Origin of the sequence: uncultured Candidatus Thioglobus sp., assembly GCF_963981275.1 — a bacterium.
GTDB lineage: Bacteria > Pseudomonadota > Gammaproteobacteria > PS1 > Pseudothioglobaceae > Thioglobus_A.
In genome coordinates, this window is record NZ_CAXCCZ010000010.1 from 1 (window position 1) to 24,724 (window position 24,724).

The window sequence follows — 24,724 nt, forward strand, 5'->3', positions numbered from 1 at the left end:
TAACCAACGGCTTATTTGCTAATCGTGGTGCTAATGTATTGCTACTAGGTACACCTAATGGTGTGAAAGTGGTGAGTGCTTAAAACTATTTAAGGTAATTCTTTATAGAGGTCGATGCGTTTTTCTAAGCGCTCTATTTCAACACCGATAATATCAAACAAATCTTGTGATCTGGTGGTTGTCTTGGCTCTTTCGTAGCGCTCTATCGCCTGCTCTAGTTTGCCTTGAAGGACCAGTGCCTTAGCATTGTGAATGTGCGCCCGATCCAGACTACCCACTTCCACATATAAAGATGACAGCAGCTTGTGCGACTGATAAGTGCCTGAATTTTTCTTCAAGTAGCGCCTTAAAAGATGAATACCCTGCTGGGTTTGTTTATTCTCAAAATAAGCCTTAGCAGAATAATAAACAGCTGATTCACCAGATAAAATCGTTGAAAAATGTTGTTGTGCTGTTTCTAATTGCCCAAGTTTAGAATAGATTCTACCGGCTAAAATATGGCTTGATGGACTTTGATTTTGCTTTAGCAATGCTTCAATATAATCTTGAGCGGTATTATATTTTTGCTCTTCAAAAGCGTCATAAGCCTGCATGTATAAAGTAATAGCCTCGCTCTTTTCAAGCTTGATTCGCCCATGCTGATGGTAATACAGCCTAGCCTTAATACTTTGATATTCGAAAGAATCGGCTCGATAATCACCCGTAAGTCGACTTGAACGTTGCATGGCATCAGAAACTCGATTGATACTTAATGGGTGGGAGCGTAAAAACTCTTGAGCATTGACATCATCTTTGAGTTTTTCAAAAAAATGCGCCATGCCACTTGGATCAAAACCAGATTTACTAAGCATGGTGGTACCGATTCTATCTGCCTCCCACTCATGTTCACGCGTGAAATTAATATTTTGCTGCGCTGTTCCCGCAACCGTTGAGGCGGCAATAGCTTGTGACGCATTAGAGTTATCAACCAGTGCAGCAGCCAACATGCCTGCCACCATAATATAAGTCTGTTTGTCAGTTTTTTCACTGAAGCGTGCCAAATGATTTTGAGTAATATGTGACAACTCATGAGATAAGACACCGGCCAACTCAGATTCGGAATCTGAACTCAGCAGCATACCTGTATGTACACCGATATAACCATAGGGGCCCGCAAATGCATTGATACTGGCATCATTCAGCATTAAGAAATCAACATGTTTTGCTGGATCTTCACTATAAGTGCTCATCTCATTGCCGATTTTTTTGAGATACACCTGAGTTTCAACATCTGCAATCACCTTGTCGGTATCCCAAATGATTTGTAAAAATTCATTACCTTGCTTTTGTTCTTGCAATGATTCAGACAAATTAGCCTTCGGCAAACTTAGTGCATAAGCATTGGCGGTCAAATGTAAAAAAACGAGTGCAATCTTTATCATGACTCCATTATATTTGACTCTTGCACGGTGTGCGACTAAAATAGGCGGACTTGTCTAATCTTAAAGATAAGATTAATTAACTAAATTTTAAATAAAAGGAGTCCACAATGGCTGACGAAACTTTAGATGCATCAGGCTTAAACTGCCCATTACCAATTTTAAAAACTAAGAAAGCATTATCAAAAATGGATGCTGGAAAAATCTTAGACGTAATTTCTACAGATGCTGGATCAGTAAAAGACATTGAAGCTTTTTGTAACCAAACTGGTAACAAGCTAATCTCTACAACTGAAGATGGCGGAAAGTACGTATTCACGATTGAAAAAGTTTAATCCATCATTGTTTTAGAGGAGAATAACTATGTCAGATAACAACAAAATGACTATCATCGCCACTAAGGGTACTTTTGACTGGGCATTCCCCCCTTTCATTATTGCTTCAACTGGCGTTGCAATGGACAAAGAAGTTACTATCTTCTTTACTTTTTACGGCTTAAACCTTTTACTAAAAGACACTTCAAAGCTTAGAGTTTCTCCAATCGGAAATCCTTCTATGCCAATGAAAATGCCTTTTGGCCCTAAATGGTTACAAAAGATTGATTTTGGTCCAAAAATTCCAAACGTTCTATGGAATATTCCTGGCGCTGAATCTTTAGTAACCTGGTTGATGAAGAAAACTATGGCTAAACATGGTGTTGCTAAGATTGAAGAGTTGCGCTCTATGTGTCAAGAGTTTGACGTTAAGTTTATCGCTTGTGAAATGACAGTTGAGTTGTTCGGCTTTGATAAAGAAGACTTTATCGATGGTGTTGAATTTGCTGGCGCTGCTATGTATTTTGATGAGGCCGCTTCAGGCGATCATCACTTATACATGTAAATCCTTACCTTGCATCTTCTCCTATAGAAGAAGATGATACTCGCAAGAGATAAGCAATAAAAAAACCTCTTTACGGAGGTTTTTTTATTGCTTGCTATTTAACGCCAGTCTATACTTGGCCAGCCTCGTTGTTTGGCAATAGTCTTTAGCTTGTCGTCTCCGTGCACAACAACCGGATTGTCTACTAATTCAAGCATGGGCAAATCATTGTGCGAATCTGAGTAAAAATAAGCGCCAGACATCTCTTCGCCAGTTTTCTCAAGCCATTTATTCAAATGCGTTATCTTTCCTTGTTGAAAACAAGGCTCTCCCTCAACTTTACCAGTAAATTGACCTTGTTTAACTTCAGGATTAGTCGCCAGTAGATTATCAATGCCATAACGCTCAACAATTGGCGCCGTTACAAAGCTATTAGTTGCAGTAATCACCAGCACAGTATCGCCTTTGGCCTTATGCTGATTAACAACCTGTTGTGCCTTAGGTAGTAAGATTTTTTCAATTTTTTCTTGCATGAAGCGCTGGTGCCAGCCATCTAATGTTGTTCTGTTATTTTGTGACAAAGGCTCTAAGCAAAACTCAAGATACTCATTAATATTAAGCTTTCCCAATGCATACTGGTCAAAGAAATATTGATTTTTTACTTGGTAAGTTTTTTCATCAACTGCACCAATTTCGCTCATAAACTCACCCCAGAGAAAATCACTATCACCATTAATTAGGGTTTTATCTAAATCAAAAATAGCTAACGCCATTGTTACTCCTTAATTTTCTCAAAAATACTGTCGATATCATCAACAATACAAAATAATTCTAAGTCAGATTGGCTAATGTATTGATGCTGCTTAAGAGTTTTAAACCAGCTGATTAGTGGCTGCCAAAACTCCTTACCCAATAGAAATACCTTTACCTGCTTGCCTTTTCTAGTTTGCATCAAGGTGAGCACTTCTAGTAGCTCGTCTGCCGTACCAAACCCACCTGGGAAAAACACACAGGCATCCGCGTATTTAATCAGCGTCACTTTTCGAGTGAAGAAATGCTCAAACATCAGGCATTGATCTAGGTATGGATTGGGCTTTTGCTCTTTAGGTAGCTTAATATTAAAACCAATACTGCTAGACTTTCCTTCAAAGGCACCCTTATTGGCTGCCTTCATAATGCCAGGGCCTGCGCCTGTTAAAACGTTAAATCCTTGATCAGACAAACGCCTACCTAACTGGTAAGCGGTTTTTGCTAAATCACTATCGTCAGCCACTCGAGCTGAGCCAAAAATGGTAATATTGTGGCTAAATTTGCTTAAAACTGTTGCGGCATTTTTTAGTTCTGACTCAACAACTTCAATATTCATAAACTATGATAACTTTGAAAATGCGCGCCCAGCTGCATCAATAGTATCCTGAATATCTTTGTCAGTGTGACTACTAGAAACAAACCCAGCCTCATAAGCTGAAGGCGCCATATAAACCCCTTCTGCTAACATCAAATGATAGAATTTCTTAAATTTATCCACATCACATTCTGATGTTTCGTGAAAATTAGTCACTGCCGTTGAGTCCGTAAAAAACAAGCCAAACATACCGCCAACAACATTTGCTGTCATACCAATATTGTTTTCTTTGGCTTTAGCCAAGATTCCATCGGTTAATGTTTTAACTTTAGCACCCAGTGTTTGGTAGAAATTCTCATCTGCTGACAAGGTATTTAACATGGCCAAACCTGCTGACATGGACATTGGGTTGCCTGATAAGGTGCCCGCTTGATAAACAGGGCCTAATGGCGCGATGGAGGACATAATTTCAAGCTTGCCGCCAAAAGCACCTACAGGCAGTCCGCCACCAATTACCTTGCCTAGTGTGGTCAGATCCGGAGTGACGCCATAAAAAGCTTGTGCTCCGCCTAATGCCACACGAAAACCTGTCATAACTTCATCAAAAATAAGAATAACGCCATGCTCATCACACACTTCTCGCAAGCCTTGTAAAAATCCGTCGACTGGCGGTATGCAGTTCATATTACCAGCAACCGGCTCAACAATAATACAGGCCACTTCCTCGCCCACTTCGCTTAAAGTTTCACGCACTTGCTCTAGATTGTTGTATTCAAGCGTGAGCGTATGTTTGGCAAAATCTGCCGGAACACCGGGTGATGTCGGTACGCCAAGTGTTAATGCACCTGATCCAGCTTTAACTAGTAGTGAGTCAGAATGTCCGTGATAACAACCCTCAAACTTGATAATTTTATCTCGACCCGTGTGCCCACGAGCTAAGCGAATAGCGCTCATGGTAGCTTCTGTACCTGAGCTGACCATGCGCACCATTTCAATTGATGGCACCAATTCGCAGACTTTTTCAGCCAAGATGGTTTCTATTTCAGTAGGGGCGCCAAAGCCCAATCCATTTTCCAAAGTCTCTTTTACTGCAGACACTACCGCTTGATTAGCATGACCCAAAATCATCGGCCCCCACGAAGCCACATAGTCAATATACTTGTTGCTATCTGCATCAAACAAATAAGCGCCCTCGCCACGAGTAAAAAAGATTGGGTTTCCGCCCACACCGTTAAAGGCACGAACAGGGGAATTAACTCCGCCTGGAATAACTTTTTTTGCTTGTTCGAATAGAATGTCTGATTGACTCATATTTACTCCTAATAATTTGTACTTATTTGTGGATATTGTTTTAAATGGGTGATGTGTGACCACACGATTAAGATATTATCCAATAATAATTTAAGGTTGATACTGGTTTTTGATAAGCGAATAGCTCGATATACATCATCTAATAGCTGAAATAAAAACTCTGACTTAACACTTTTAACCAGTTGATTTAATTCTACCAAACCACCTTCTTGATTTGTTGTTTTGAGCTTGATTGCCTCAACGATTAAATTTTGTAAACAATCTAGCACTGCCAACTCATTACCTTCAAAATCTTGAGTTTGACTAATCATTAATGGGTGGCTTGCTATATTTAACAATTGATTCTGATACGCTTGGTAGGTGGCATAACTACCGTCAGAAAGCTCACTAAGAACTTTAAATGGCACGCCATGGGTATTTTCAAGTAGCTGCGCAATATCAAAGTCAGCATTTTGAGTTTCACTCAGTTGTGCTTTTATCCATGCTTGAGTTTCCTCAGCATAATTTGGTGCAATGTGGATATTTTGACAACGCGAAACAATGGTTGCTGGCAAGTTTTGGATGTTGTGTGCCAAAATAATAATAAGTGTATTTTCCCTTGGCTCTTCCAATGTTTTTAACAAGCTATTTGCTGCGTTGACCGTCATCTGGTCACCATAAAAAATAACACCGATTTGCAAATTGTCTGCCGTTTTGTTTAGTGCTTCACAAAAAGCGCGAACCTGGTCTATGCGGATATCTTTAGATCGATTTTTAGTATTTGCATTTATCTCACCAGATCGGCAATAAATCATATTGGTATAGCTAGAACGCCTAATCAAGACTGGATGATCAAGCTCTTGAAGGATATTATCTTTTCTAATTAGTGCGTCATCCTTAAGCAAAATTCCTACCAACTGCTGCATTAACTCAAACTTTCCAATCTGTTCAGCGCCAGTCATTAACAAGGCATGGGGCAGGTGGTTTTGATCGATCATTTTTTGCAACTTTGAAAGCGCTTGATCGTGCCAAGGAAGGTTCATAATGTTGCTAATATTTGTTCAATTTGGGTGCTAGTATGTTCGCGCTCCTTGGAGGAGTCAATCAGCTTAATGCGTTCTGGATACTTTTCTGATCTGGCAATGTAGGCTTGCCTAACTCGCTCAAAAAAATCCTTTGCCTCTAGCTCAATGCGATCCTTCTCACCTCTAGACTCCACACGCGACATGCCAAGATCCACAGGAATATCCAAGAGTAGTGTCATGTCTGGGGTGAAATCTCCCAACACCCAGCGCTCCAAGTGTTCAATACGCTCAATATCCAACCCTCTGCCGCCACCTTGATAAGCATACGAAGCATCGGTAAAGCGATCGCTCAATACCCAATCACCTTTTTTCAATGCCGGAATAATCTTGTGATGAATGTGTTCGTTTCGAGCTGCAAACATGAGTAGCAATTCGCTATCACTATGCATTGGCTGGGTTTGGGTGCTAAGTAAAAGTTGGCGAATTTTTTCACCCAAATCGGTACCGCCCGGCTCTCGAGTTAAAACAACGTTAATACCTTTGGCTTGCAAATAGTCACAAATAAATTTTATTTGTGTACTTTTTCCGGCACCTTCAACGCCATCTATGGTAATAAATTTTCCTGTTTTCATAGGTTTTATTTTAGATGCTTCTTAATATTAATAAGGTGTTGTTTGTAAGTTTTTGCAAATGCATGTGTGCCATCTTTTTTAGATACAAAATACAAAAAATCAGATTTCAATGGTTGCGCTGCTGCCTTTAAAGATTCCAAGCCCACTGATCCAATTGGGCCAGGTGGCAAGCCTTTATGTCGATAAGTATTGTACGGACTCTTAAACCATAAATCTTGCTTGCTTAATTTTCCCGTATAAGCATCACCTAAAGCGTACACAACTGTCGGATCAGTTTGTAGACGCATACCTTTTTTTAAACGATTAATAAACACGCCTGCAATTTTTGCCTTTTCTGCATGATTAGCAGTCTCTTTTTCAACAAGAGATGCCAGTATTAATAATTGGTTTTTGTTTTTTAGTAGGTGATCTTTAGCTCTATTATCCCAAGCCTTGGATAATTTTTCTTGCAATAAAGCGTGCGATCTATTTAACACGCTCAGCACACTGTCTGCATAGTTAACCTGATAAGTATCTGGCCAAAATTGTCCGTCATACGGAGGCTTGGCATTTGTGTTTTGTAAGGTTTTCTCAAAAGAAAGTTTTGTTGTTAAGGCTTGGTGTTGACTTAGCATTTGAAAATACGTCTGTACGGTTTGACCCTCGACTAGGGTGATTTTCCGGGTGGCTACGTGAGCATTAGAAAAATCATCTAGCAAACTCAATACACTGGTATCAGGGGTCAACTCATAATGGCCTAATTTTAATGTTTCGCTCGCCCCTAACACTTTTGCCGCCCACACCACAAACTGGCTTGAATTAACCAAACCATAACGCTTAAGATTATCAGCAGTAGAATAAATATTTGCTCCTTGGGGTAGCTGATAAACAGTCGGCTTGAGTATGTTTATTTTGTTTGCCCACATTGCCCAAGCCGTGAATAGTGATAAAAAAACAATAGCCCATATCTTTAAAGGATTTTTTTTAGGTTTTAATAAAGCCGAGTTACCGCGTTTTAATAGGTGCTGATTAAAAACCTCTATGAGTCGATCGGTAATCTGATGTTGTGAATATTTTTGCTCATTAATTTGACTAATCGGCCTAATACCCATCACACTATTACTAATAAACACTTCGTCACAAGCCAGCAACTCCGCAACACTTAAACAGCAGACTTCAACTGATAACCCTTGTTTTCTAGCTAGCTCGATAATCGCTTGGCGACGTGTACCCTCAATGCCACATTCGCTCAATCCTGGTGTTAGTAGCACGCCATTTTTAATAGCGAAAATATTACCTTGCGTAACAGAAACTACTTGGGCTTGCGGATCAAGCATAATACATTCTTGCGTTTTAAGATGGGTACGCGCAAGAATTTGCTCCAAGCGATTACAATGCTTAATTTCAGATAATAGCTGATTAGTAGCGTAACCACTATCGCACAAACTTAGCGTATAAGTCTGCGGCAAATCAGGCACACTAGAAACTATGATAATTCGAGTAGGAGCGATGGATTTATCATATCCATAACCTCTAGCACTTTCACCTCGAGAAAGAATAACCTTGACTACTGCTCTATCTAGTTTAGACATAGAGACCGCTTTAGCAATCTCTTTGGTTAATATTGAGCGGGAAATGGGGATAATTTTTAGACGCTTGGCGCCCTTTTCTAACCTTTGAAAATGCGCTTCAGCCAATAGTAATCTCTGGTCAACAGCCATACAAGTCTCAAACAATCCATCGCCAAATTGCACTAGGCGATTGAACACACTCAGTTTGGTTTGTTTTTTTCCGTTAATTAAGATGACATGACTCATGAGCAAGTATTATAATTCAGTGCACTTATAAAAGAACACTTATGAAAAAAACGCTTTATCAATTTGCCCATAATCTGACTGACAGTGCAAAAGATTTGGCGCCGATTGTACTGGTGATTGCTTTTTTTCAGATTTTTGTATTACAGAAACCCATCCCCAATATTGATAATATTATCATAGGCACAGGGTTCGTGCTCATTGGCCTATCTTTATTTATGCACGGACTTAAGCTTGGCCTATTTCCCATTGGTGAGATACTGGCCTTCTCCTTTGTTAAAAAAGGCTCTATCACTTGGCTATTGGCTTTTTCTTTTGCACTTGGATTTGGTGCAACCATTGCCGAACCCGATCTAATTGTCATGGCCAATGAGGCTGCAAAAGTAGCCCAGTTTGGCGGCATTATCACCACCGATGTTGAACTGCATCGTTATGCTCAAACCTTACGTTATACCGTTGCTATTGCTGTAGGACTTTCAGTGGTTATTGGTGTGATTAAAATTTTAAAAGGCTGGCCAATTCAGTATTTAATTATTAGCGGCTACTTATTAGTAATGGTTAGCACCACCCTGGCACCTGATTTTATCATTGGTATTGCTTATGATGCTGGCGGGGTAACCACTGGTCCAATTACCGTTCCCCTTTTAACCGCATTAGGTGTAGGTCTTAGTAGCAGTATTCGTGCCAGAAATCCGCTTATTGATGGCTTTGGTATGATCGCCATCGCCTCTCTATTACCTATTATTGCCATCATGTTATTTGGAATTTTTCAATGATGTCACTACCACATCACTTTGTTGAAACCTTCTGGGCAGTTTTACCTATTATTGCCATCCTATTTATTTTTCAAGTAGGCATCTTAAAGCAAAAAATTCCACATTTACAACGCATTGTTGTTGGCTTTATCTTGGTTTGGATCGGGCTAACTTTTTTAATTATTGGCCTAGAAAAAGCACTTTTCCCACTAGGTAAAATTATGGCAACGCAACTCACATCATCTGATTTGGTCAGTAATCCTAAAAACTGGTATGCTTATTATTGGGTTTATATTTTTGCCGGTTTTATTGGCTTTGCTACCACCATTGCTGAGCCCTCGCTCTTAGCGGTGGCCATTAAAGCAAATCAAGTATCGGGTGGATTTATCAAGGTTAAAGCTTTGCGTGTTACTGTGGCCATTGGTGTGGCCATTGGCATTGCACTTGGTAGCTTTAGAATTGTGACCGGACTTCCACTTCACTATTTTATTATTGGTGGCTATATCTTGGTTTTAATCCAAACTTATTTTTCACCAAAAAGCATTATTGCACTAGCCTATGATGCCGGTGGTGTAACCACTTCAATTGTTACCGTGCCCATTATTGCCGCACTAGGCCTTGGGCTTTCTAGTGCCATTGACGGTAGAAACCCACTAACCGATGGCTTTGGTCTAATTGCCTTTGCTTCACTTTTTCCCATTATGAGTGTACTTGCTTATGTACAAATTATTAATTTTTATAACCATGACAAACCCAATCAATAACAGGAGGCATTATGCATTTTAAATTGATTATCGCTTTTGTTGATAGCGACAAAACCGACAGAATTCTTGAGGCGGCTAGAGACAAAGGCGCCACAGGATCTACTATCATTTCTCAGGCCCGAGGAGAGGGTCTTAAACATACCAAAACATTTTTAGGATTGAGCCTGGAAACCCCTAGGGATGTATTACTATTACTTGTAGAGCAACATCTTTCTAGAGAAATACTAGAAAGTATCGCTCATGCAGGTGACTTTGAGAACAACTCCAAAGAAGGCATTGCTTTCCAGATAGACGTAGAAGACGCCGTTGGTGTTATGCATCAAATCCAGGCATTAGAACATACCGTAGAGGAGAAAATATAATGAGTAACAATACCCAAAAAAATACACCAACCTTTGTTAAAGATGTCATGTGGAAACAAGTTGATGTTGTTGATGGAAAAACCACCGTCGAACAAGCATTGGCTGACATGAAATTTAAGAAAACAAAGGTGCTTCTAGTTGAAAAATCTCATGATTATGATGAGTATGGCGTAGTTTTAATTGCAGACATTGCTTCTAAAGTGATTGCCAAAGATCGCGCATTAGACCGTGTTAATATTTATGAAATTATGAATAAGCCTGCAATGTCAGTTCACCCAGATATGGACATCCGTTACTGCGCCGAACTACTTACCCACTTTAATTTATCTAGATGCCCTGTGCTGGATAATGGTAAGGTTGTTGGCGTTATTAGCTTGACCAGTATTGTTTTTCATGGCTCAAGGGTTGTATAGCGATATATTTTCACCATTATGGGTGACTATGGTGCTAAAATCCTTAATTCATATCAAATATATTTAATTTAAAAAAGGAGATTAAAATGGGTGGAATTATTAGTTTAGTCAAATGGGTGTTGATCATCATTGGTGCAATTGCAACTTACTTCATGGTGTCATTACAAATACAGTATGGTGTCACCTCTAAGGTCATCAACGAAATGGTTTCTCCAAAACTACATCCTGAAGCAATGGCAAAAGTATACATGCCAATGACCAATACCTTGTTAGACACAAGTGATATTACCATGGCCTCTATTGTGCGTGTTAAAGTGGCTGACGATGTCTCAAATGAAGATGTCGAAGAAGCAATGGAAAGTATTGCAACTGCTGAAGGCATTCGTTCAGTTGGCATGTTGCCTTTATCTGAAATGGTTGAGTTGCAAACAGGTGAAAAGCAACGCTTCTTAAAAATCTACCAATACTGTTCTCCACGTACAGCGATGACCATGGTTGATCATTCAGATGCATTTTCGGCTTACCTACCTTGTCGTTTAGCACTCATTGAAGACAAAGACGGTCAGAGATGGTTGTACACATTAGACATGAACGCTATGATTTATGGTGGTGCACCATTGCCAGACTACCTACTAGAAAAAGCACTAGAAGTTAAGCGCGTTATTACAGCGATTCAAGATGGTGGCGCAGAAGGCGACTTCTAAATCCCTTTACAGAGTCAATTAAAAACCGCCCAATTGGGCGGTTTTTTTTGCTAAAAAATACCTGTAATTATTTGATATTGTTTTTAAAAATTTGGTATAGAATAACACCATGAATCCAATTTATCATCAACTAGAATTTGGCATCACTTGCATTGATACCGAACATATACGCAAAGATTTTGTCGCTGCTTATTTAATTGAACACAACGGGCGAGCAGCTTTTATTGATACAGGCTGTCATCTATCGGTGCCCGCACTACTCAACACTTTAAAAGAGAAAAATATAGCTACTGAAGCAGTTGATCATATCATCCTAACGCACATTCATCTTGATCATGCTGGTGGCGCGGGAGAATTAATCAAGCACCTGCCCAATGCAAATGTGTATGTACATGAGCGTGGTGCACAACATTTAATTGACCCTTCAAAATTACGCGCAGGCGTAATTGGTGTTTATGGTGAATTATTCTTTAAGCAATTTTTAGGCGATCTTATCCCCATCCCAGAAGACAGACTTATTATTGCAAAAGATAACGATCTTATTAATCTAGGTGGGCGAATACTGAAAATTATAGATACTCCTGGGCATGCCAGACACCATTTGTGTGTTTGGGATGAGCAGTCACAGGGAATCTTTTCTGGTGATACATTAGGGGTTAGCTATCGAGATTTTGACACCGAACAAGGTGAGTTAATTTTCCCACCAACCACGCCAGTACAATTTGATCCTGAAGCCTGGATTGAGACAATTAAAAAACTTATATCGCTCAAGCCAAAAACTGCTTATCTAACCCATTTTAATCAAATAGTTTTTACCGGGAAATCTGCTGACATGTTGATACAGCATATTGATGGCTTTGTAGCTATTGCTAAAAAATTAGCACACCAATCTAATCGCCATGCAGTTATTAAAGAAGCACTACTAGATTACCTATTAGAAATTGCCACCAAGCATGGCGTTACACTCGACAAAACAAAACAAATAAAACTCTTTAAAGGGGATCTGGAAATTTGTGCCCAAGGCTTGGGTGTTTGGCTAGATCGTAATTCGCCATAGTCAAGTCCTATGACGAAACCTAGTTAATAGTAAGAGCAACAGTAATCTGTGACTTCTTTTACTTTCAACTTAAAGCTTGAATCTTTTGGTACTTCAAATGATGAGCCCTTGACAAAGGTTTGCCACTCGATCTTACCTGGCAGTAGCACATCCATCTCACCAGCCTGAATTTCCATAAGCTCATTGTCATCTGTGCCAAACTCATAATCACCAGGCATCATAATGCCGAGTGTTTTCTTTGAGCCGTCAGCAAAAACAACCACTCGAGATGTCACCTTGCCATCAAAATAAATATTAGCTTCTTTTACTACAGTTACATTTTCAAAATTTGACATAATAATCCTTAAACTTGGTCTAGAATATATTGAGTTAATAGTGGCACAGGACGACCCGTTGCACCTTTTTTAGCACCACTCACCCAAGCGGTGCCCGCAATATCTAAATGTGCCCAGCGATATTTTTTGGTGTATCGTGCTAAGAAACACGCAGCCGTTACTGTGCCCGCCTCACGTCCGCCGATATTACCCATATCTGCAAAATTTGACTTTAATAATTCGTCATACTCATCATCAAGCGGCAGCTGCCAAGCGCTATCTAAAGAGACTTTTCCTGCTGTTAATAAATCGTCGGCTAGTTCTTGATCATTAGCCATTAATCCACAGTGATGTTTACCCAAAGCGACAATTACAGCGCCCGTCAAGGTTGCTGCATCAATCACCACTTCAGGGTTAAACTTCTCCACATAAGTTAGTGCATCACACAAAATCAGACGCCCCTCGGCATCTGTATTAAGAATTTCAATCGTTTGGCCCGACATGCTAGTAACTACGTCACCCGGCTTTGAAGCGTTATGCGCTGGCATATTCTCAACTGCCGGCACAACAATGGTTAAATTAATCTTGGGCTTTATTTCAGCAATAGCACGCATTGCACCAAGCACGGAAGCTGCACCACACATATCATATTTCATTTCATCCATGCCAGCACCAGGCTTCAGTGAAATGCCACCACTATCAAAAGTAACCCCTTTACCCACTAGTACAATTGGCTTAGAGTCGCCATCACCTCGGTAACTCAAGCTGATTAACTTAGGTGCCTCAATAGAGCCTTTAGAGACAGATAACAAAGACCCCATACCTAATTTTCTCATATCGGCCTCTTCGAGCACCTCACAGTCAAGATTAAACTCATTGGCTAATTCTTGCGCCGTCTGTGCTAGATAAGTTGGTGTGCAGATATTAGGTGGCAAGTCACCCAAATGACGTGTCAGTCTCATTCCACTAGCAATAGATCGACCTTGTAGGAGTTCGTGCGCATCATTATATGTAGACTGAATAGCAATATTTTCAAGCGGATCGTCTTGCCCTTGTACACCCACTTGCTGGACTTTATAGCCTGAATCCTTTAATACTCTTGCAGACATTCTATGCCTCCAGCCTTGATCAAAACCCTCGATCTCAACTTGCTCGATCATCGCACTCTTTGCCTGGGTCGAGTTAAGTATAGCGCTTGCTGAGGTCAGTGCTTTAATGTAGTTTTTAGCAGAATTAGGCAGCTCGCCTAAGCCTACAACTAACACTTGCTTAGCCTTAAAACCTTTAACTAGGCTGAGTAATAATGTTGATCCAGGCTTTGACTCAAAGTGATTTAATTTAATCAATTGCTGAACGTTGTCATCAGCAAAATCGATCTTTGAATTGGCAAAAACAACCACCATATCACCGTCAAACTTTTGTATCTGCGTATTGATTAATGAAAATTCCACATTACTTCCTAAATAAAAAATATAATGGCGATATTCTACCTAAAAAGGTAAAATTTATTCATTTTTCCCTTATATTTTTATCATGATTAAATCTTTATTTCTAATTATTGCTCTACTATCCAACTCCTCACACGCAAGCAAAGAGGATGTTATTCAACAATTAAGCCGTTTTTTTGGGGAGATTGATAAGCAAGATATCGTTGCCTCACCTTTTAAAGGTGTATACGAGGTTATTACTTACAATCCTATTGATTCGATGCTGGTTTCTGAGGATGGCAAGTATTTGATTCAAGGGGATGTTGTTGATTTAACCAGTAGAAGCTTAATTCAAAAAAGTGCTAAAGTTAAAAATCTAAAATCATCACTCATCAATGCCATTAACGATGAAGATAAAATCATTTATCAGGCCGGTAATGAAAATTACGTTGTGCATGTTTTTACCGATATTGATTGCCCATTCTGCAAAAAACTTCATCTTGAAATAGATGAGATGAATGATTTAGGTATCACTGTTAAATATCTCGCTGCACCCCTTGCCTCCTTACATCCTAGAGCCCAAGGAAAAATGCAGAAAATTTGGTGTGCTGATGATAGAAAACAAGCCATGAATGAGTACATTCAGAGTAAAGATGTGCCTGATGTCAAAGCATGTGACAACCCAGTTGCCCAGCAATTAGCAATCTCTCAGCAATTAGGCGTGACTGGAACACCTGCAATTTTCTTATCTGATGGCACACATCTACCGGGATATCTACCTGCAAATAAATTGCTCAGAAAAATACAAGAAACCCTTGGAAAATAATACGCGCCTCGTTGCGCTGGATGCAATTTGCTCAGTTGTTCTAGATAAGCGATCTTTATCTTCATTTGAGTACCCAAATCCAGATGATACGCTAGCCAAATCTCTGGTGTTTGGCACTATTCGTTTTTATCATCAGCTTAATGATATTGTTACCGATCTTCTTAACCATTCTTTGGAAAAAGATGACTTGGACATTCACTGCCTAATGCTATTGGGCGCTTATCAAATTCTGTATTCAAAAGTTGCTATTCACGCCAGTATCTTTGAAACAGTTGATACGCTTAATTTTTTAGATAAAACTTGGGCCAAAGGTTTGGTGAATGCCATCTTAAGACAAATTGATCGTGACAAGAATGCATTACTCAAGCAAACTCACTACTCACACCCAACTTGGATGGTGAAAAAAATCAAACAAAATTACCCTGATGATTTTCAACAGATTTTTACACAAAATAACACCCAAGCGCCAATGACGCTTCGTGTTCACCCTAAATTTTCAGCTGAAGACTATCAGCAAAGTCTCGCTAATGAGAACATCCAATCAAGCAAACTAGATGTCGCCCCTCAAGCGTTAGTTCTGGATAAACCAGCTAGTGTTTACAGCTTGCCAGATTTTGACAGTGGCGCCTGCTACGTACAAGATGGATCCGCCCAACTGGCAGCGAGCTTATTAACGCCACAAGGCTCAGATAGAATATTAGACGCCTGTTGTGCGCCTGGTGGAAAAACAACTCACTTACACGAGCTAGCGCCCGATTCTAGCATTGTGGCACTTGATAGCGATTCAGAGCGTCTGGAAAGAGTTGAGCAAAATATCCAGCGCTTTAATATTAAAAATATTGAAATCATTGAGGGTAATGCCCAGCAACAAGATTGGTGGAATGGTGAATTATTTGACAAAATCCTGCTCGATGCACCGTGCTCAGCCACCGGTGTTATTCGCAGACACCCAGATATAAAACTTTTAAGAAAACCGAAAGACATTAAAAATTTAGTCAGCCTTCAGGCGCAAATACTTGCCAACCTTTGGCAGATGCTCAAACCAGGTGGCGTGCTTTTATATGCCACTTGCTCGATTCTAAAAGCTGAAAATGAGGAGCAAATTACTCAATTTTTAGAATCACATCAAGATGCTGAAGAAATTAAAATTAATCTAGATTGGGGTATCGATACCAGCGTTGGCAGACAACAACTCCCAAGCCATAATTTTGACGGGTTTTATTATGCCAAGCTACAAAAACGGGTAGAATAATCTGGTCTTTAATACCAAAGACATAATAACTCTCGGGGGAGAAACATGAAAAAAATACTATTAAGTATTGCAACGCTATTGTTTGTATTTAGCGCACAAGCAGCTAATCCAAAATACGTTATCCAAGTTAGTACGGACGACGCCAGAACGCAAAAAATCGTTCTAAACAATGCCGCTAATTTACAAAAATACTACGGCGCTGATAAAGTCGATGTTGAAATTGTAGCTTACGGCCCTGGGTTAGGCATTTTAACAACGGGCAACAAAAACGCCAGTCGTGTTGAAAAAATGGCGATGACCGATATCACGTTTAGCGCTTGTCAAAACACCATGAACGGCTTCAAGAAAAAGAAAGGTCACTTTCCAAAACTAACTGATGGCGTTAGTATTACACCTTCTGGTGTAGTTCGTATTGGCGAATTGCAACAACAAGGCTATTCTTATATTCGACCTTAGCTGAAAATTAACTCAATAAAAAAGGCGCTAAAGGCGCCTTTTTTATTGTCTATTTATTTCTCTAAAGCAATATCTAACACTTCATCAATCCATTTAACTTTAATGACGTTCAGCTTGCCTTTGATTTTATCTGGCACCTCTGAAAGCTCACGCTCATTATCATCCGGAATAATGACAGTTTTAATGCCGCCACGAAGGGCTGCCAACATTTTTTCTTTTAAGCCGCCAATTGGGGTGATTTCGCCCCTGAGGGTTATCTCACCTGTCATGGCCACGTCTGCTTTAACTTTGCGCCCTGTGAGTACAGACACTAGCGCCGTGCACATTGCTGCACCGGCACTTGGGCCATCTTTAGGGGTGGAGCCATCAGGAACGTGAATATGGATATCCAACTTCTCCTGGAAATCGTTTGCAATACCTAGTTCTTTAGCACGAGTACGAGTAACACTCATCGCTGCTTGGATTGATTCTTTCATCACGTCACCGAGCTGGCCTGTGTAATTAAGCTTGCCTTTGCCTTTATAAGCAGTCGCCTCAATGGTAAGTAAATCACCACCGACTGAAGTCCAAGCAAGACCTGTTACTTCGCCCACTTGATTATTCTCTTCGGCCAAACCAAAACGATGTTTTTTAACACCTAAGTATTTTTCTAAATTTTTATCGGTAATCGTGGCTTTGGTTTTGCGCTTCTTAAGCACCACTTCTTTCACCACTTTTCGACAAATAGTGCTAATGGTTCTATTCAGACCACGCACACCGGCTTCACGCGTGTAGTAACGAATGATATTTAATATGGCTGAATCTTTAAAGCTAATCTCACCAGCTTTAACACCGTTGCTATCCATTGCTTGTTTAATTAAATGACACTTAGCAATTTGCACTTTTTCGTCTTCGGTGTAGCCAGAAAGCTCAATAATCTCCATTCGATCTAACAATGGCTGTGGCAAATCAAGTGAGTTAGCAGTAGCCACAAACATCACCTGAGAAAGGTCGTAGTCCACTTCTAGATAATGATCGTTAAAGGTATGATTTTGCTCTGGGTCTAGCACTTCAAGCATCGCCGATGAAGGATCGCCGCGATAATCACTGGCCATTTTTTCAATTTCATCGAGTAAAAACAAAGGATTTTTAACCTTTACTTTTTGCATTTTTTGTACGATAGAGCCCGGCATGGCACCAATATAAGTACGTCTATGGCCACGAATCTCCGCTTCATCACGAACACCACCTAATGCCATGCGCACGTATTTACGATTAACCGCTTTGGCAATTGATTCACCCAATGAGGTTTTACCCACACCTGGAGGACCTACTAAACACAAAATGTTTGCCTTGTTGTGAGTAACGCGAGTTTGCACAGCCAAGTGTTCAAGAATGCGCTCTTTTACTTTGTCTAGTCCGTAATGATCATCATCAAGAATTTTTTGTGCTTTTTTAAGATCCTTGTTGATAATGGTTTTCTTTTTCCAAGGAACGTCACACAAATTCTCAATATAGGTGCGAATAATTGATGCATCTGAAGATTGTGATGACATGCGTGATAGTTTTTTGAGTTCGCTCTGAGCTTTTTCTTTAGCAGCTTTAGGCATTTTTGCCTTATTAATACTTAACTGTAAATCTTCAATTTCATTTTCATCTTCAGCTTGACCCAACTCTTTTTGGATGGACTTCATTTGCTCATTCAAATAATAATCACGCTGATTGGATTCCATTTGCTTGCGAACACGAGATTGGATTTTATGCTCAGTATCTAGCACTTCAATTTCACTTTGAATAACTGCTAGAATTTTGTCCAGTCTATCCTGGGCATTGTCACCGCCCAATAACTCTTGTTTTTCTGAAACCTTGAGCGCTAAATTGGCAATAATAACGTCACTGAAACGCTCAACATCACTCACATCTTTAAGCATTTTTAACACTTCTTCAGGAATTTTCTTATTAAGCTTTATGTATTTCTCGAAACTTTCTAACGCCAACCTCATCATCGCCTTCACTTCGGTTGCGTTATCTTCTTCCAGAATTAAGTCACTTAGGCGAACTTCACTATAGTCTTCCAGTTCAACAATCGCCTCAACTTTAGCACGTTTAACCCCTTCAACCAAAACCTTAATCGTACCATCTGGCAATTTCAGCATTTGTAAAATGGTGGCTAGAGTTCCCACCTCATGTAAATCATTAAACTGTGGATTTTCAACCTTGTCATCTTTTTGAGTAACTAAGAAAATGTATTTGTTGCCACCCATTGCTTGAGTAATGGCATTAACCGAGGTTTTTCTGCCAACAAATAATGGCATAACTGTGTGCGGGAATACTACTACATCTCTAAGAGGTAATAATGGAACGCTTTCAAGTTTTAAATCGATCTCTTCTACTTCTGGCTTTGTTCCCATAACAACTTAACACCTTTCTTGTTTAATAATTTAGATAGATAGTGGTGAGTGACGTTAATTTCAAGTATCCACTGCCCGTAATCATCCACCTTTTCGTTGTGGATATAGCCAATATTATGAATTTCACTACGAATATAAGCACTTTTCACATCTAACTCTATTTTGGCTCGAGTCATCATACCACTCAGCTGCTCTGCGAGCGCTTGATATAATAAATCAACCCCTTCTCCGGTTTGGCTAGAAATCCAAACTCGATACACCCTGCCAGACTCATCTCGATCTAGACGCGGCACAAAATTTTCCAAGCAATCGATTTTATTCATGACCAAAATTGTTGGAATTTTACCGGCACCAATTTCTTCAATAATTTCGTTAACTTGGTCGATTTTCTCAATATTGTATTCATCTGCTGCATCAACAACATGAAGAAGCACATTAGAGCGCTTAGTTTCCTCCAAAGTTGATTTAAAAGCATCAACAAGGTCATGTGGCAAGTCTTGAATAAAACCTACTGTATCGGCTATGACCGCCTCCCCTGAAGCGGGCAAAATAACACGCCTAATAGTAGAGTCTAAAGTTGCAAATAATTGATCATGGGCAAATACCTTAGCATCAGTTAAAGTATTAAATAAAGTGGATTTTCCCGCATTGGTATAGCCAGCCAGAGCAATCATAGGGAGTTCATTTTTAGTACGTGATTTTCGGCCCAAATCTCTCTGTTTATGCACCTTGTCTAAACGCTTGGTAATATTTTTAATACGCACTGCGATCAAGCGTTTATCGGTTTCTAGTTGCGTTTCACCAGGGCCACGCATACCAATACCGCCTTTTTGTCTTTCTAGGTGAGTCCAACCACGTACTAAACGTGTCGATAAGTGCCTGAGCTGCGCAAGCTCAACTTGTAATTTACCTTCAAATGAGCTTGCTCTGAGCGCGAAAATATCCAGAATAAGGCCGGTGCGATCCATCACTTGACACTGCAAGGTTTTTTCTAAATTTCGCTCTTGGGATGGGGTTAACTCGGGTGAAAAAATCACTAAATCTAGCTCTAAATCTTGCACCATTTGAGCAATTTCATCCACCTTTCCAGTGCCAATAAAATATTGAGCGAGCGTTGTATTGCGATTAACTTGGATGGTTTTAACAATCTTCAAACCCGAGGATTGAGCTAATTCTTTAAACTCTGACTTAGCATTGTGAATGTTTCGAGTGCTTGGTAATTCAACATACACCAACAAGGTGCGCTCACCTTGCCCTACTGCATCTTTTTGACGGTCAAATAATTCCAACGATAAAACCTAACTGGCTTTTTTATCTGATATTGATTTTTTCTCAGATTTATAAACGATAAGTGGCTCTTTGTCTTTTTCTACCACGCTTTTATCAATCACCACTTCAGCAACATCTTTTAGAGAAGGTAGCTCAAACATAGTATCTAATAACAAGTCTTCCAAAATTGAACGCAAGCCACGAGCACCTGTTTTGCGCTTAATGGCTAATTTTGCAATAGCAAGCAACGAGGCTTTTCTGAAGGTTAATTTAACCGACTCTAGCTTGAAAATCTCTTGGAATTGCTTAACGACTGAATTTTTCGGCTTGGTTAGAATTTGCACTAATGCTGCTTCATCCAGCTCACCTAAAGCAGTTTGTACAGGCAATCTGCCAACCAACTCTGGAATTAGGCCAAACTTAATTAAATCTTCTGGCTGAATTAAATCAAATAAATCTGTGAGTGTTTTCTTTTCGTTGTTATCTTTAACGGCTGCAGCAAAACCTATGCCTGTTACCTTCTCAACGCGCCTATTGATAATAGCATCCAAGCCATCAAACGCACCACCACAAATAAACAAAATCTTTGAAGTATCAACATCAATGGTTTCTTGATTAGGATGCTTACGCCCACCTTGTGGTGGCACAGAGGCAACTGTACCCTCGATGAGTTTAAGCATAGCCTGCTGAACACCTTCACCTGAAACATCACGAGTAATAGATGGCGAATCAGAACGTCGCGAGATTTTATCAATCTCGTCTATAAAAATAATACCGCGCTCTGCACGCTCTGGATCAAAATCACATTTTGATAATAGATTTTTAATGACATTCTCAACATCATCACCTACATAACCAGCCTCAGTTAACGTTGTTGCATCGGCCACAGTAAAAGGTACATCTAGGATACGTGCTAACGTTTGTGCCAATAAAGTCTTACCAGACCCTGTTGGCCCAATCATTAAGATATTAGACTTATCTAACTCGACATCATTGGCAATGTAGTCATTTTTTAGACGCTTATAGTGATTATAAACCGCCACTGACAAGACTTTCTTAGCATGATCTTGTCCAATGACATAATCATTTAGAAAATCACGAAGCTGTATAGGGGTGTAGTCCCAATCCTTATAATCCTCAGTTACCTTTTGAATGGCTTGCTGTTCAATTAAGTCATGACAAGTTTCAATACATTCGTTACAAATATAGACACCTGGTCCGGCAATTAAACGCTCGACTTCAGATTTTTCCTTGCCGCAAAATGAACAAGAGAGTTCTTTTTTATCGTCTTCTATCATGCTTAGCGCTTGTCCAGCACTTGATCAATAAGACCATATTTAGCTGAATCTTCAGCTGACATAAAGTTGTCTCTATCTGTATCTTTTTGAATAGACTTCAAGCTTTGCCCAGTATGAGTTTTTAAGATGGTATTGAGCTTTTCTCTCACGGTTAAAATCTCTTGAGCGTGAATATCGATATCACTTGCTTGACCAGAAAACCCGCCTAATGGCTGGTGAATCATCATCCTTGCGTGTGGCAATGCAAAGCGCTTATCTTTAGCACCCGCCGTTAACAATAGTGCGCCCATTGACGCAGCTTGACCAATACACAAGGTAGATACGTCTGGCTTAATAAATTGCATGGTATCGTAAATTGCTAATCCAGCACTAACCGAGCCACCTGGTGAATTAATATATAAATGAATATCTTTATCCGGGTTCTCAGACTCTAAAAATAGCAACTGAGCCACTACCACATTCGCCATGTAGTCTTCAACTGGACCAACCAAAAATATAATACGTTCTTTTAAAAGGCGTGAATAAATATCATACGACCTTTCGCCTCGGGCAGATTGCTCCACCACCATTGGTATTTGATTCAGGTTGTTGATATCCATTTAGGCTTGCTCGGTAATCTCTGTAAATTTCTTTTTAACTGTTTTAATTTTGGCGTCTTCTAAAATTTTATCTTGCACCATTTTTTCAACAATCATCAGCTCGACGCTTGATTTTCTTGAAACATCTTGGTTGTAATAGTCAACCATTTGCTGTGCATTTTCACCATAAGCTTGTGACATCTCTTGAATTCTAGCGTCAATTTGCTCCATGCTTGCTTGCATTTGATTGTCGCTGGCAATTTGTCCAACTAACAAACCAAGTTTAACACGACGCTCTGCTTCGTCATTAAATAATGAAGCTGGCATATCTGCTTGAGGCGTCTGGCCTTGTTGTTGCATACGCTCTTGCATTTCAGCTAGTAAGTTTTGTGCTTCACCATCGATACTACCTTGAGGTACATCAAATTTATTTGCTGCTGCTAAAGCATTAAATAGTGAATCTTTATTAATCTGATCAATACGCCCGTCAATCTCTGTGCGCATTTGTTCTTTCATGCTAACCAACAAAGCATCCATGTCTTTTTCGCCAAATTTCTTAGCAAATTCTGCATCTAGCTTAGGCTCTTTTGGAGAGCCTACTTCATTAATTGTAATGTTAAATTTAACAGGCTTGCCTGCTAAATGTGTTGCGTGATAATCTTCAGGGAAATTCACATCAAGATCAACAGTTTTTCCAGCAGCAACATCCGTAATACTTTCTTCAAAGCCAGGAATCATAGTGCCTTTACCAATGACTAATTTAAAATCTTTAGCTTCACCACCTTCAAACGTCTCGCCATCAATCGTACCCACAAAATCCATGGCTACACGATCACCCTCTTTAGACTTGCGCTTAACTGTTTTAAATTCGATCAGCTGCTCTTGCAAACCATTAAGTGTTCTTTCTTCATCAGCTTTAGTAATATCAACCTTAACCTGCTCAACCTCTAACTTAGAGAAGTCTGCAATCTTAACCTCTGGAAATACTTCAAATTCAACTGTGTAAGAAAAATTATCCTCGCCTTCTGCGTCAACTTTGCTAACTGATGGACGCGCTGCAGGTGTTACTTTTGCTTCAGTTAATGCGTCAACTAATGTCTCATTTACGATTTCATTTACCGCATCAGATTTGGCGTTATCTCCAAAGCGCTGCTTTACCATTGAGACAGGAACTTTGCCTTTTCTAAAACCGTCAATGCTCACTTGAGAAGCCATCGTCTTTAAGATTTTGTCAACCTTTTGGTTAAAAGTATCAATTGATACATCTACTGTTAATGATCTTTTTAGACCTTCTAATGTTTCTAGTGAAGTTTTCATGCGTATTAAATCCGTCTCTTTGTTTATATAAAACGCTCAATTATACCTAAATTGCAGACAATAAAAAAGGCAGTAAATACTGCCTTTTCTAGATTTAAACAAAGTCTTTAATGCAAGCCAGAAATATACTGAGATAGTGCCTCGATTTCTGCATTAGTCAAATCCTTAGTAAACTCAATCATCATTTTGTAATCATCGTTAGTTCTAGCAGGTGTTTTTGCTTCTGTTTGCGTATTGATAGAAACTTGACGAAAATCTTTTAATTGCTTAGACGTGTAGGCAGTATGCTGAGAAGCAAGTGCTGGGAAGCCTGCTGATGGAATGCCGGCACCTTGAGGACCATGACAAGCCATACAAGCAACAATCCCTCTTTCTTTGTCGCCACCACGATATAGTTTTTCACCGAGTGCAATATTTGCAGCCTTACTAGTAACACCTTGGGCAATAACTTGCTTAGAGAAATAAGCCGATAAATTTGCCATGTCTTCTGCTGTTAACGCAGCAACAATGCCTGCCATTAAGCCGTCTTGACGCTTATTTGTTTTAAAATCTTGAAGCTGTTTAAGAAGATAACGCTCACCTTGTCCTGCCAACTTTGGAAAATTTGGTACCATTGAATTACCATTGGCGCCATGACATGCAGTACAGGTTGCAGATTTAACCTTGCCTTTAGCTGCGTCACCCGCAGCAGAAGTGTGAGTGGAAACAAAGGCTAATGCCGCTACAAAGATCAAAGCTAATTTATTCATAATAATGCGTCTCTTTTTTTAGAAAAAAATAAGCCGATATTATACGTTAATATCGGCTTATTAAAATTACGAAATGCACCTCAAGGATGCTAAGTAATTTATTGTCCTGCTAGATAGTCAGCAATTGCTTGCTCTTGACCAGCCGCCATTGGCGCCATTGCATTCATTGTAGGATCTACACGTGTGCCTGATTGAAAGTCTTTTAACTCTTTCACAACATCAAGATCTGGACGTGCTGATTTGGCTAATGATGGGTAAGTTGGAATTGCTGACTTACCACCTGCACCATGACAACCAGAACAACCTAATGCATCAAATGAATTTGCCTGAACTGTGCCCATTGCCATTGTAGCTGCAGCTACTAATAAAACCTTTCTCATTACTCTCTCCTTATTTTTTAATAATATAAAATAGTAAGTAGTTCAAAGACCA

General features: G+C 39.7%; 27 protein-coding genes. 11 read left to right on the forward strand and 16 right to left on the reverse strand.

Annotated features, from left to right (window positions below; genetic code table 11):
- Positions 1-89 precede the first annotated feature (89 nt).
- Positions 90-1,421: a M48 family metalloprotease gene (locus ABNR88_RS02705; RefSeq protein ID WP_348669963.1), complete on the reverse strand. Its 1,332-nt coding sequence runs from the start codon at positions 1,419-1,421 to the stop codon at positions 90-92.
- Positions 1,422-1,528: 107 nt separating this feature from the next.
- Between ABNR88_RS02705 and ABNR88_RS02710 the strand changes: the two genes are divergently transcribed.
- Positions 1,529-1,753, forward strand: coding sequence for a sulfurtransferase TusA family protein (locus ABNR88_RS02710; RefSeq protein ID WP_291926471.1), 225 nt, complete (start codon positions 1,529-1,531; stop codon positions 1,751-1,753).
- Positions 1,754-1,781: 28 nt separating this feature from the next.
- Entirely contained in the window at positions 1,782-2,297 is a 516-nt protein-coding gene (locus ABNR88_RS02715; RefSeq protein ID WP_291926474.1) for a DsrE/DsrF/DrsH-like family protein, read from the forward strand.
- Between the two features lie 98 nt (positions 2,298-2,395).
- Here ABNR88_RS02715 and ABNR88_RS02720 read toward each other — a convergent pair whose 3' ends face one another.
- The 6 genes from ABNR88_RS02720 to mltG are packed head-to-tail and all read right to left on the reverse strand — an operon-like array spanning position 2,396 to position 8,364.
- Positions 2,396-3,049, reverse strand: coding sequence for an HAD family hydrolase (locus ABNR88_RS02720; protein WP_291926477.1), 654 nt, complete (start codon positions 3,047-3,049; stop codon positions 2,396-2,398).
- Positions 3,050-3,051: 2 nt separating this feature from the next.
- The gene (locus ABNR88_RS02725) at positions 3,052-3,642 is read right to left on the reverse strand and encodes a TIGR00730 family Rossman fold protein (RefSeq protein ID WP_291926479.1); all 591 of its coding nucleotides are present in this window, start codon (positions 3,640-3,642) and stop codon (positions 3,052-3,054) included.
- Between the two features lie 3 nt (positions 3,643-3,645).
- The gene (gene hemL, locus ABNR88_RS02730) at positions 3,646-4,932 is read right to left on the reverse strand and encodes a glutamate-1-semialdehyde 2,1-aminomutase (protein ID WP_348669966.1); all 1,287 of its coding nucleotides are present in this window, start codon (positions 4,930-4,932) and stop codon (positions 3,646-3,648) included.
- An 8-nt stretch (positions 4,933-4,940) separates the two neighbouring features.
- Positions 4,941-5,954, reverse strand: a complete 1,014-nt coding sequence (locus tag ABNR88_RS02735; RefSeq protein ID WP_348669967.1) for a DNA polymerase III subunit delta' — start codon at positions 5,952-5,954, stop codon at positions 4,941-4,943.
- Entirely contained in the window at positions 5,951-6,568 is a 618-nt protein-coding gene (tmk, locus tag ABNR88_RS02740; protein ID WP_291926486.1) for a dTMP kinase, read from the reverse strand. The genes ABNR88_RS02735 and tmk overlap by 4 nt, the downstream gene beginning before the upstream one ends.
- Positions 6,569-6,573: 5 nt before the next feature.
- On the reverse strand, positions 6,574-8,364 hold the full coding sequence (gene mltG / locus ABNR88_RS02745; RefSeq protein WP_348669969.1) for an endolytic transglycosylase MltG: 1,791 nt from the start codon (positions 8,362-8,364) through the stop codon (positions 6,574-6,576).
- A 41-nt stretch (positions 8,365-8,405) separates the two neighbouring features.
- On the opposite strand from mltG, the gene ABNR88_RS02750 reads away from it, so the two are divergent.
- From ABNR88_RS02750 to ABNR88_RS02775, 6 genes are all read left to right on the forward strand, one after another.
- Positions 8,406-9,137 carry a DUF1538 domain-containing protein gene (locus tag ABNR88_RS02750; protein ID WP_291926493.1) on the forward strand — a complete coding sequence of 244 codons (732 nt, stop codon included), beginning with the start codon at positions 8,406-8,408 and terminating at the stop codon, positions 9,135-9,137.
- Entirely contained in the window at positions 9,134-9,880 is a 747-nt protein-coding gene (locus ABNR88_RS02755; RefSeq protein ID WP_291926497.1) for a DUF1538 domain-containing protein, read from the forward strand. The genes ABNR88_RS02750 and ABNR88_RS02755 overlap by 4 nt, the downstream gene beginning before the upstream one ends.
- Positions 9,881-9,891: 11 nt before the next feature.
- Positions 9,892-10,242 carry a P-II family nitrogen regulator gene (locus ABNR88_RS02760; protein WP_291926500.1) on the forward strand — a complete coding sequence of 117 codons (351 nt, stop codon included), beginning with the start codon at positions 9,892-9,894 and terminating at the stop codon, positions 10,240-10,242.
- Positions 10,242-10,655, forward strand: coding sequence for a CBS domain-containing protein (locus ABNR88_RS02765; protein WP_291926504.1), 414 nt, complete (start codon positions 10,242-10,244; stop codon positions 10,653-10,655). Before ABNR88_RS02760 ends, ABNR88_RS02765 begins: the two co-directional genes overlap by 1 nt.
- An 86-nt stretch (positions 10,656-10,741) precedes the next feature.
- The gene (locus ABNR88_RS02770) at positions 10,742-11,359 is read left to right on the forward strand and encodes a DUF302 domain-containing protein (RefSeq protein WP_291926507.1); all 618 of its coding nucleotides are present in this window, start codon (positions 10,742-10,744) and stop codon (positions 11,357-11,359) included.
- Positions 11,360-11,468: 109 nt separating this feature from the next.
- Positions 11,469-12,416: an MBL fold metallo-hydrolase gene (locus ABNR88_RS02775; RefSeq protein ID WP_291926510.1), complete on the forward strand. Its 948-nt coding sequence runs from the start codon at positions 11,469-11,471 to the stop codon at positions 12,414-12,416.
- Positions 12,417-12,439: 23 nt separating this feature from the next.
- Here ABNR88_RS02775 and ABNR88_RS02780 read toward each other — a convergent pair whose 3' ends face one another.
- Positions 12,440-12,751 carry a pyrimidine/purine nucleoside phosphorylase gene (locus tag ABNR88_RS02780; protein ID WP_291926513.1) on the reverse strand — a complete coding sequence of 104 codons (312 nt, stop codon included), beginning with the start codon at positions 12,749-12,751 and terminating at the stop codon, positions 12,440-12,442.
- Between the two features lie 8 nt (positions 12,752-12,759).
- Positions 12,760-14,181 carry a leucyl aminopeptidase gene (locus ABNR88_RS02785; protein WP_348669973.1) on the reverse strand — a complete coding sequence of 474 codons (1,422 nt, stop codon included), beginning with the start codon at positions 14,179-14,181 and terminating at the stop codon, positions 12,760-12,762.
- A gap of 82 nt (positions 14,182-14,263) precedes the next feature.
- Here ABNR88_RS02785 and ABNR88_RS02790 point away from each other — a divergent pair, with 82 nt between their 5' ends.
- Genes ABNR88_RS02790 through ABNR88_RS02800 form a run of 3 tightly spaced genes read left to right on the forward strand, consistent with a single transcriptional unit; the run spans position 14,264 to position 16,691 of the window.
- Positions 14,264-14,983, forward strand: a complete 720-nt coding sequence (locus ABNR88_RS02790) for a DsbC family protein (RefSeq protein ID WP_291926517.1) — start codon at positions 14,264-14,266, stop codon at positions 14,981-14,983.
- Positions 14,973-16,235, forward strand: coding sequence for a 16S rRNA (cytosine(967)-C(5))-methyltransferase RsmB (gene rsmB, locus ABNR88_RS02795; RefSeq protein ID WP_348669975.1), 1,263 nt, complete (start codon positions 14,973-14,975; stop codon positions 16,233-16,235). The genes ABNR88_RS02790 and rsmB overlap by 11 nt, the downstream gene beginning before the upstream one ends.
- 45 nt (positions 16,236-16,280) lie before the next feature.
- Complete coding sequence (locus ABNR88_RS02800) at positions 16,281-16,691, forward strand: DsrE family protein (RefSeq protein WP_291926521.1); 411 nt, start codon at positions 16,281-16,283, stop codon at positions 16,689-16,691.
- 53 nt (positions 16,692-16,744) lie between these two features.
- Here ABNR88_RS02800 and lon read toward each other — a convergent pair whose 3' ends face one another.
- From lon to ABNR88_RS02835, 7 genes are all read right to left on the reverse strand, one after another.
- Positions 16,745-19,081: an endopeptidase La gene (lon, locus tag ABNR88_RS02805; protein WP_291926524.1), complete on the reverse strand. Its 2,337-nt coding sequence runs from the start codon at positions 19,079-19,081 to the stop codon at positions 16,745-16,747.
- A complete protein-coding gene (hflX, locus tag ABNR88_RS02810; protein ID WP_291926527.1) occupies positions 19,060-20,370 on the reverse strand; it encodes a ribosome rescue GTPase HflX in 1,311 nt (436 codons plus the stop codon). The genes lon and hflX overlap by 22 nt, the downstream gene beginning before the upstream one ends.
- A gap of 9 nt (positions 20,371-20,379) precedes the next feature.
- Positions 20,380-21,648 (reverse strand): ATP-dependent Clp protease ATP-binding subunit ClpX, encoded by a 1,269-nt coding sequence (gene clpX, locus ABNR88_RS02815; protein WP_348669978.1) that lies wholly within the window; start codon positions 21,646-21,648, stop codon positions 20,380-20,382.
- A gap of 2 nt (positions 21,649-21,650) precedes the next feature.
- Positions 21,651-22,247, reverse strand: a complete 597-nt coding sequence (clpP, locus tag ABNR88_RS02820; RefSeq protein WP_291926533.1) for an ATP-dependent Clp endopeptidase proteolytic subunit ClpP — start codon at positions 22,245-22,247, stop codon at positions 21,651-21,653.
- Positions 22,248-23,543, reverse strand: coding sequence for a trigger factor (gene tig, locus ABNR88_RS02825; RefSeq protein ID WP_291926536.1), 1,296 nt, complete (start codon positions 23,541-23,543; stop codon positions 22,248-22,250).
- A 107-nt stretch (positions 23,544-23,650) separates the two neighbouring features.
- Positions 23,651-24,292, reverse strand: a complete 642-nt coding sequence (locus ABNR88_RS02830) for a cytochrome c4 (protein WP_291926538.1) — start codon at positions 24,290-24,292, stop codon at positions 23,651-23,653.
- A 98-nt stretch (positions 24,293-24,390) separates the two neighbouring features.
- The gene (locus ABNR88_RS02835) at positions 24,391-24,672 is read right to left on the reverse strand and encodes a c-type cytochrome (protein ID WP_291926541.1); all 282 of its coding nucleotides are present in this window, start codon (positions 24,670-24,672) and stop codon (positions 24,391-24,393) included.
- Positions 24,673-24,724 lie beyond the last annotated feature (52 nt).

Excerpts from the sequence above, each read along its gene's own strand:
- ABNR88_RS02720 (WP_291926477.1), bottom strand. The coding sequence starts at position 3,049 with ATGGCGTTAGCTATTTTTGATTTAGATAAAACCCTAATTAATGGTGAT.
- tmk (WP_291926486.1), bottom strand. The coding sequence starts at position 6,568 with ATGAAAACAGGAAAATTTATTACCATAGATGGCGTTGAAGGTGCCGGA.
- ABNR88_RS02830 (WP_291926538.1), bottom strand. The coding sequence starts at position 24,292 with ATGAATAAATTAGCTTTGATCTTTGTAGCGGCATTAGCCTTTGTTTCC.
- lon (WP_291926524.1), bottom strand. The coding sequence starts at position 19,081 with ATGGGAACAAAGCCAGAAGTAGAAGAGATCGATTTAAAACTTGAAAGC.
- ABNR88_RS02790 (WP_291926517.1), top strand. The coding sequence starts at position 14,264 with ATGATTAAATCTTTATTTCTAATTATTGCTCTACTATCCAACTCCTCA.
- hemL (WP_348669966.1), bottom strand. The coding sequence starts at position 4,932 with ATGAGTCAATCAGACATTCTATTCGAACAAGCAAAAAAAGTTATTCCA.
- ABNR88_RS02750 (WP_291926493.1), top strand. The coding sequence starts at position 8,406 with ATGAAAAAAACGCTTTATCAATTTGCCCATAATCTGACTGACAGTGCA.
- ABNR88_RS02775 (WP_291926510.1), top strand. The coding sequence starts at position 11,469 with ATGAATCCAATTTATCATCAACTAGAATTTGGCATCACTTGCATTGAT.
- mltG (WP_348669969.1), bottom strand. The coding sequence starts at position 8,364 with ATGAGTCATGTCATCTTAATTAACGGAAAAAAACAAACCAAACTGAGT.
- clpX (WP_348669978.1), bottom strand. The coding sequence starts at position 21,648 with ATGATAGAAGACGATAAAAAAGAACTCTCTTGTTCATTTTGCGGCAAG.
- ABNR88_RS02835 (WP_291926541.1), bottom strand. The coding sequence starts at position 24,672 with ATGAGAAAGGTTTTATTAGTAGCTGCAGCTACAATGGCAATGGGCACA.
- ABNR88_RS02780 (WP_291926513.1), bottom strand. The coding sequence starts at position 12,751 with ATGTCAAATTTTGAAAATGTAACTGTAGTAAAAGAAGCTAATATTTAT.
- ABNR88_RS02765 (WP_291926504.1), top strand. The coding sequence starts at position 10,242 with ATGAGTAACAATACCCAAAAAAATACACCAACCTTTGTTAAAGATGTC.
- ABNR88_RS02755 (WP_291926497.1), top strand. The coding sequence starts at position 9,134 with ATGATGTCACTACCACATCACTTTGTTGAAACCTTCTGGGCAGTTTTA.
- ABNR88_RS02800 (WP_291926521.1), top strand. The coding sequence starts at position 16,281 with ATGAAAAAAATACTATTAAGTATTGCAACGCTATTGTTTGTATTTAGC.
- ABNR88_RS02760 (WP_291926500.1), top strand. The coding sequence starts at position 9,892 with ATGCATTTTAAATTGATTATCGCTTTTGTTGATAGCGACAAAACCGAC.
- ABNR88_RS02710 (WP_291926471.1), top strand. The coding sequence starts at position 1,529 with ATGGCTGACGAAACTTTAGATGCATCAGGCTTAAACTGCCCATTACCA.
- ABNR88_RS02725 (WP_291926479.1), bottom strand. The coding sequence starts at position 3,642 with ATGAATATTGAAGTTGTTGAGTCAGAACTAAAAAATGCCGCAACAGTT.
- tig (WP_291926536.1), bottom strand. The coding sequence starts at position 23,543 with ATGAAAACTTCACTAGAAACATTAGAAGGTCTAAAAAGATCATTAACA.
- ABNR88_RS02705 (WP_348669963.1), bottom strand. The coding sequence starts at position 1,421 with ATGATAAAGATTGCACTCGTTTTTTTACATTTGACCGCCAATGCTTAT.
- clpP (WP_291926533.1), bottom strand. The coding sequence starts at position 22,247 with ATGGATATCAACAACCTGAATCAAATACCAATGGTGGTGGAGCAATCT.
- ABNR88_RS02770 (WP_291926507.1), top strand. The coding sequence starts at position 10,742 with ATGGGTGGAATTATTAGTTTAGTCAAATGGGTGTTGATCATCATTGGT.
- ABNR88_RS02715 (WP_291926474.1), top strand. The coding sequence starts at position 1,782 with ATGTCAGATAACAACAAAATGACTATCATCGCCACTAAGGGTACTTTT.
- ABNR88_RS02735 (WP_348669967.1), bottom strand. The coding sequence starts at position 5,954 with ATGAACCTTCCTTGGCACGATCAAGCGCTTTCAAAGTTGCAAAAAATG.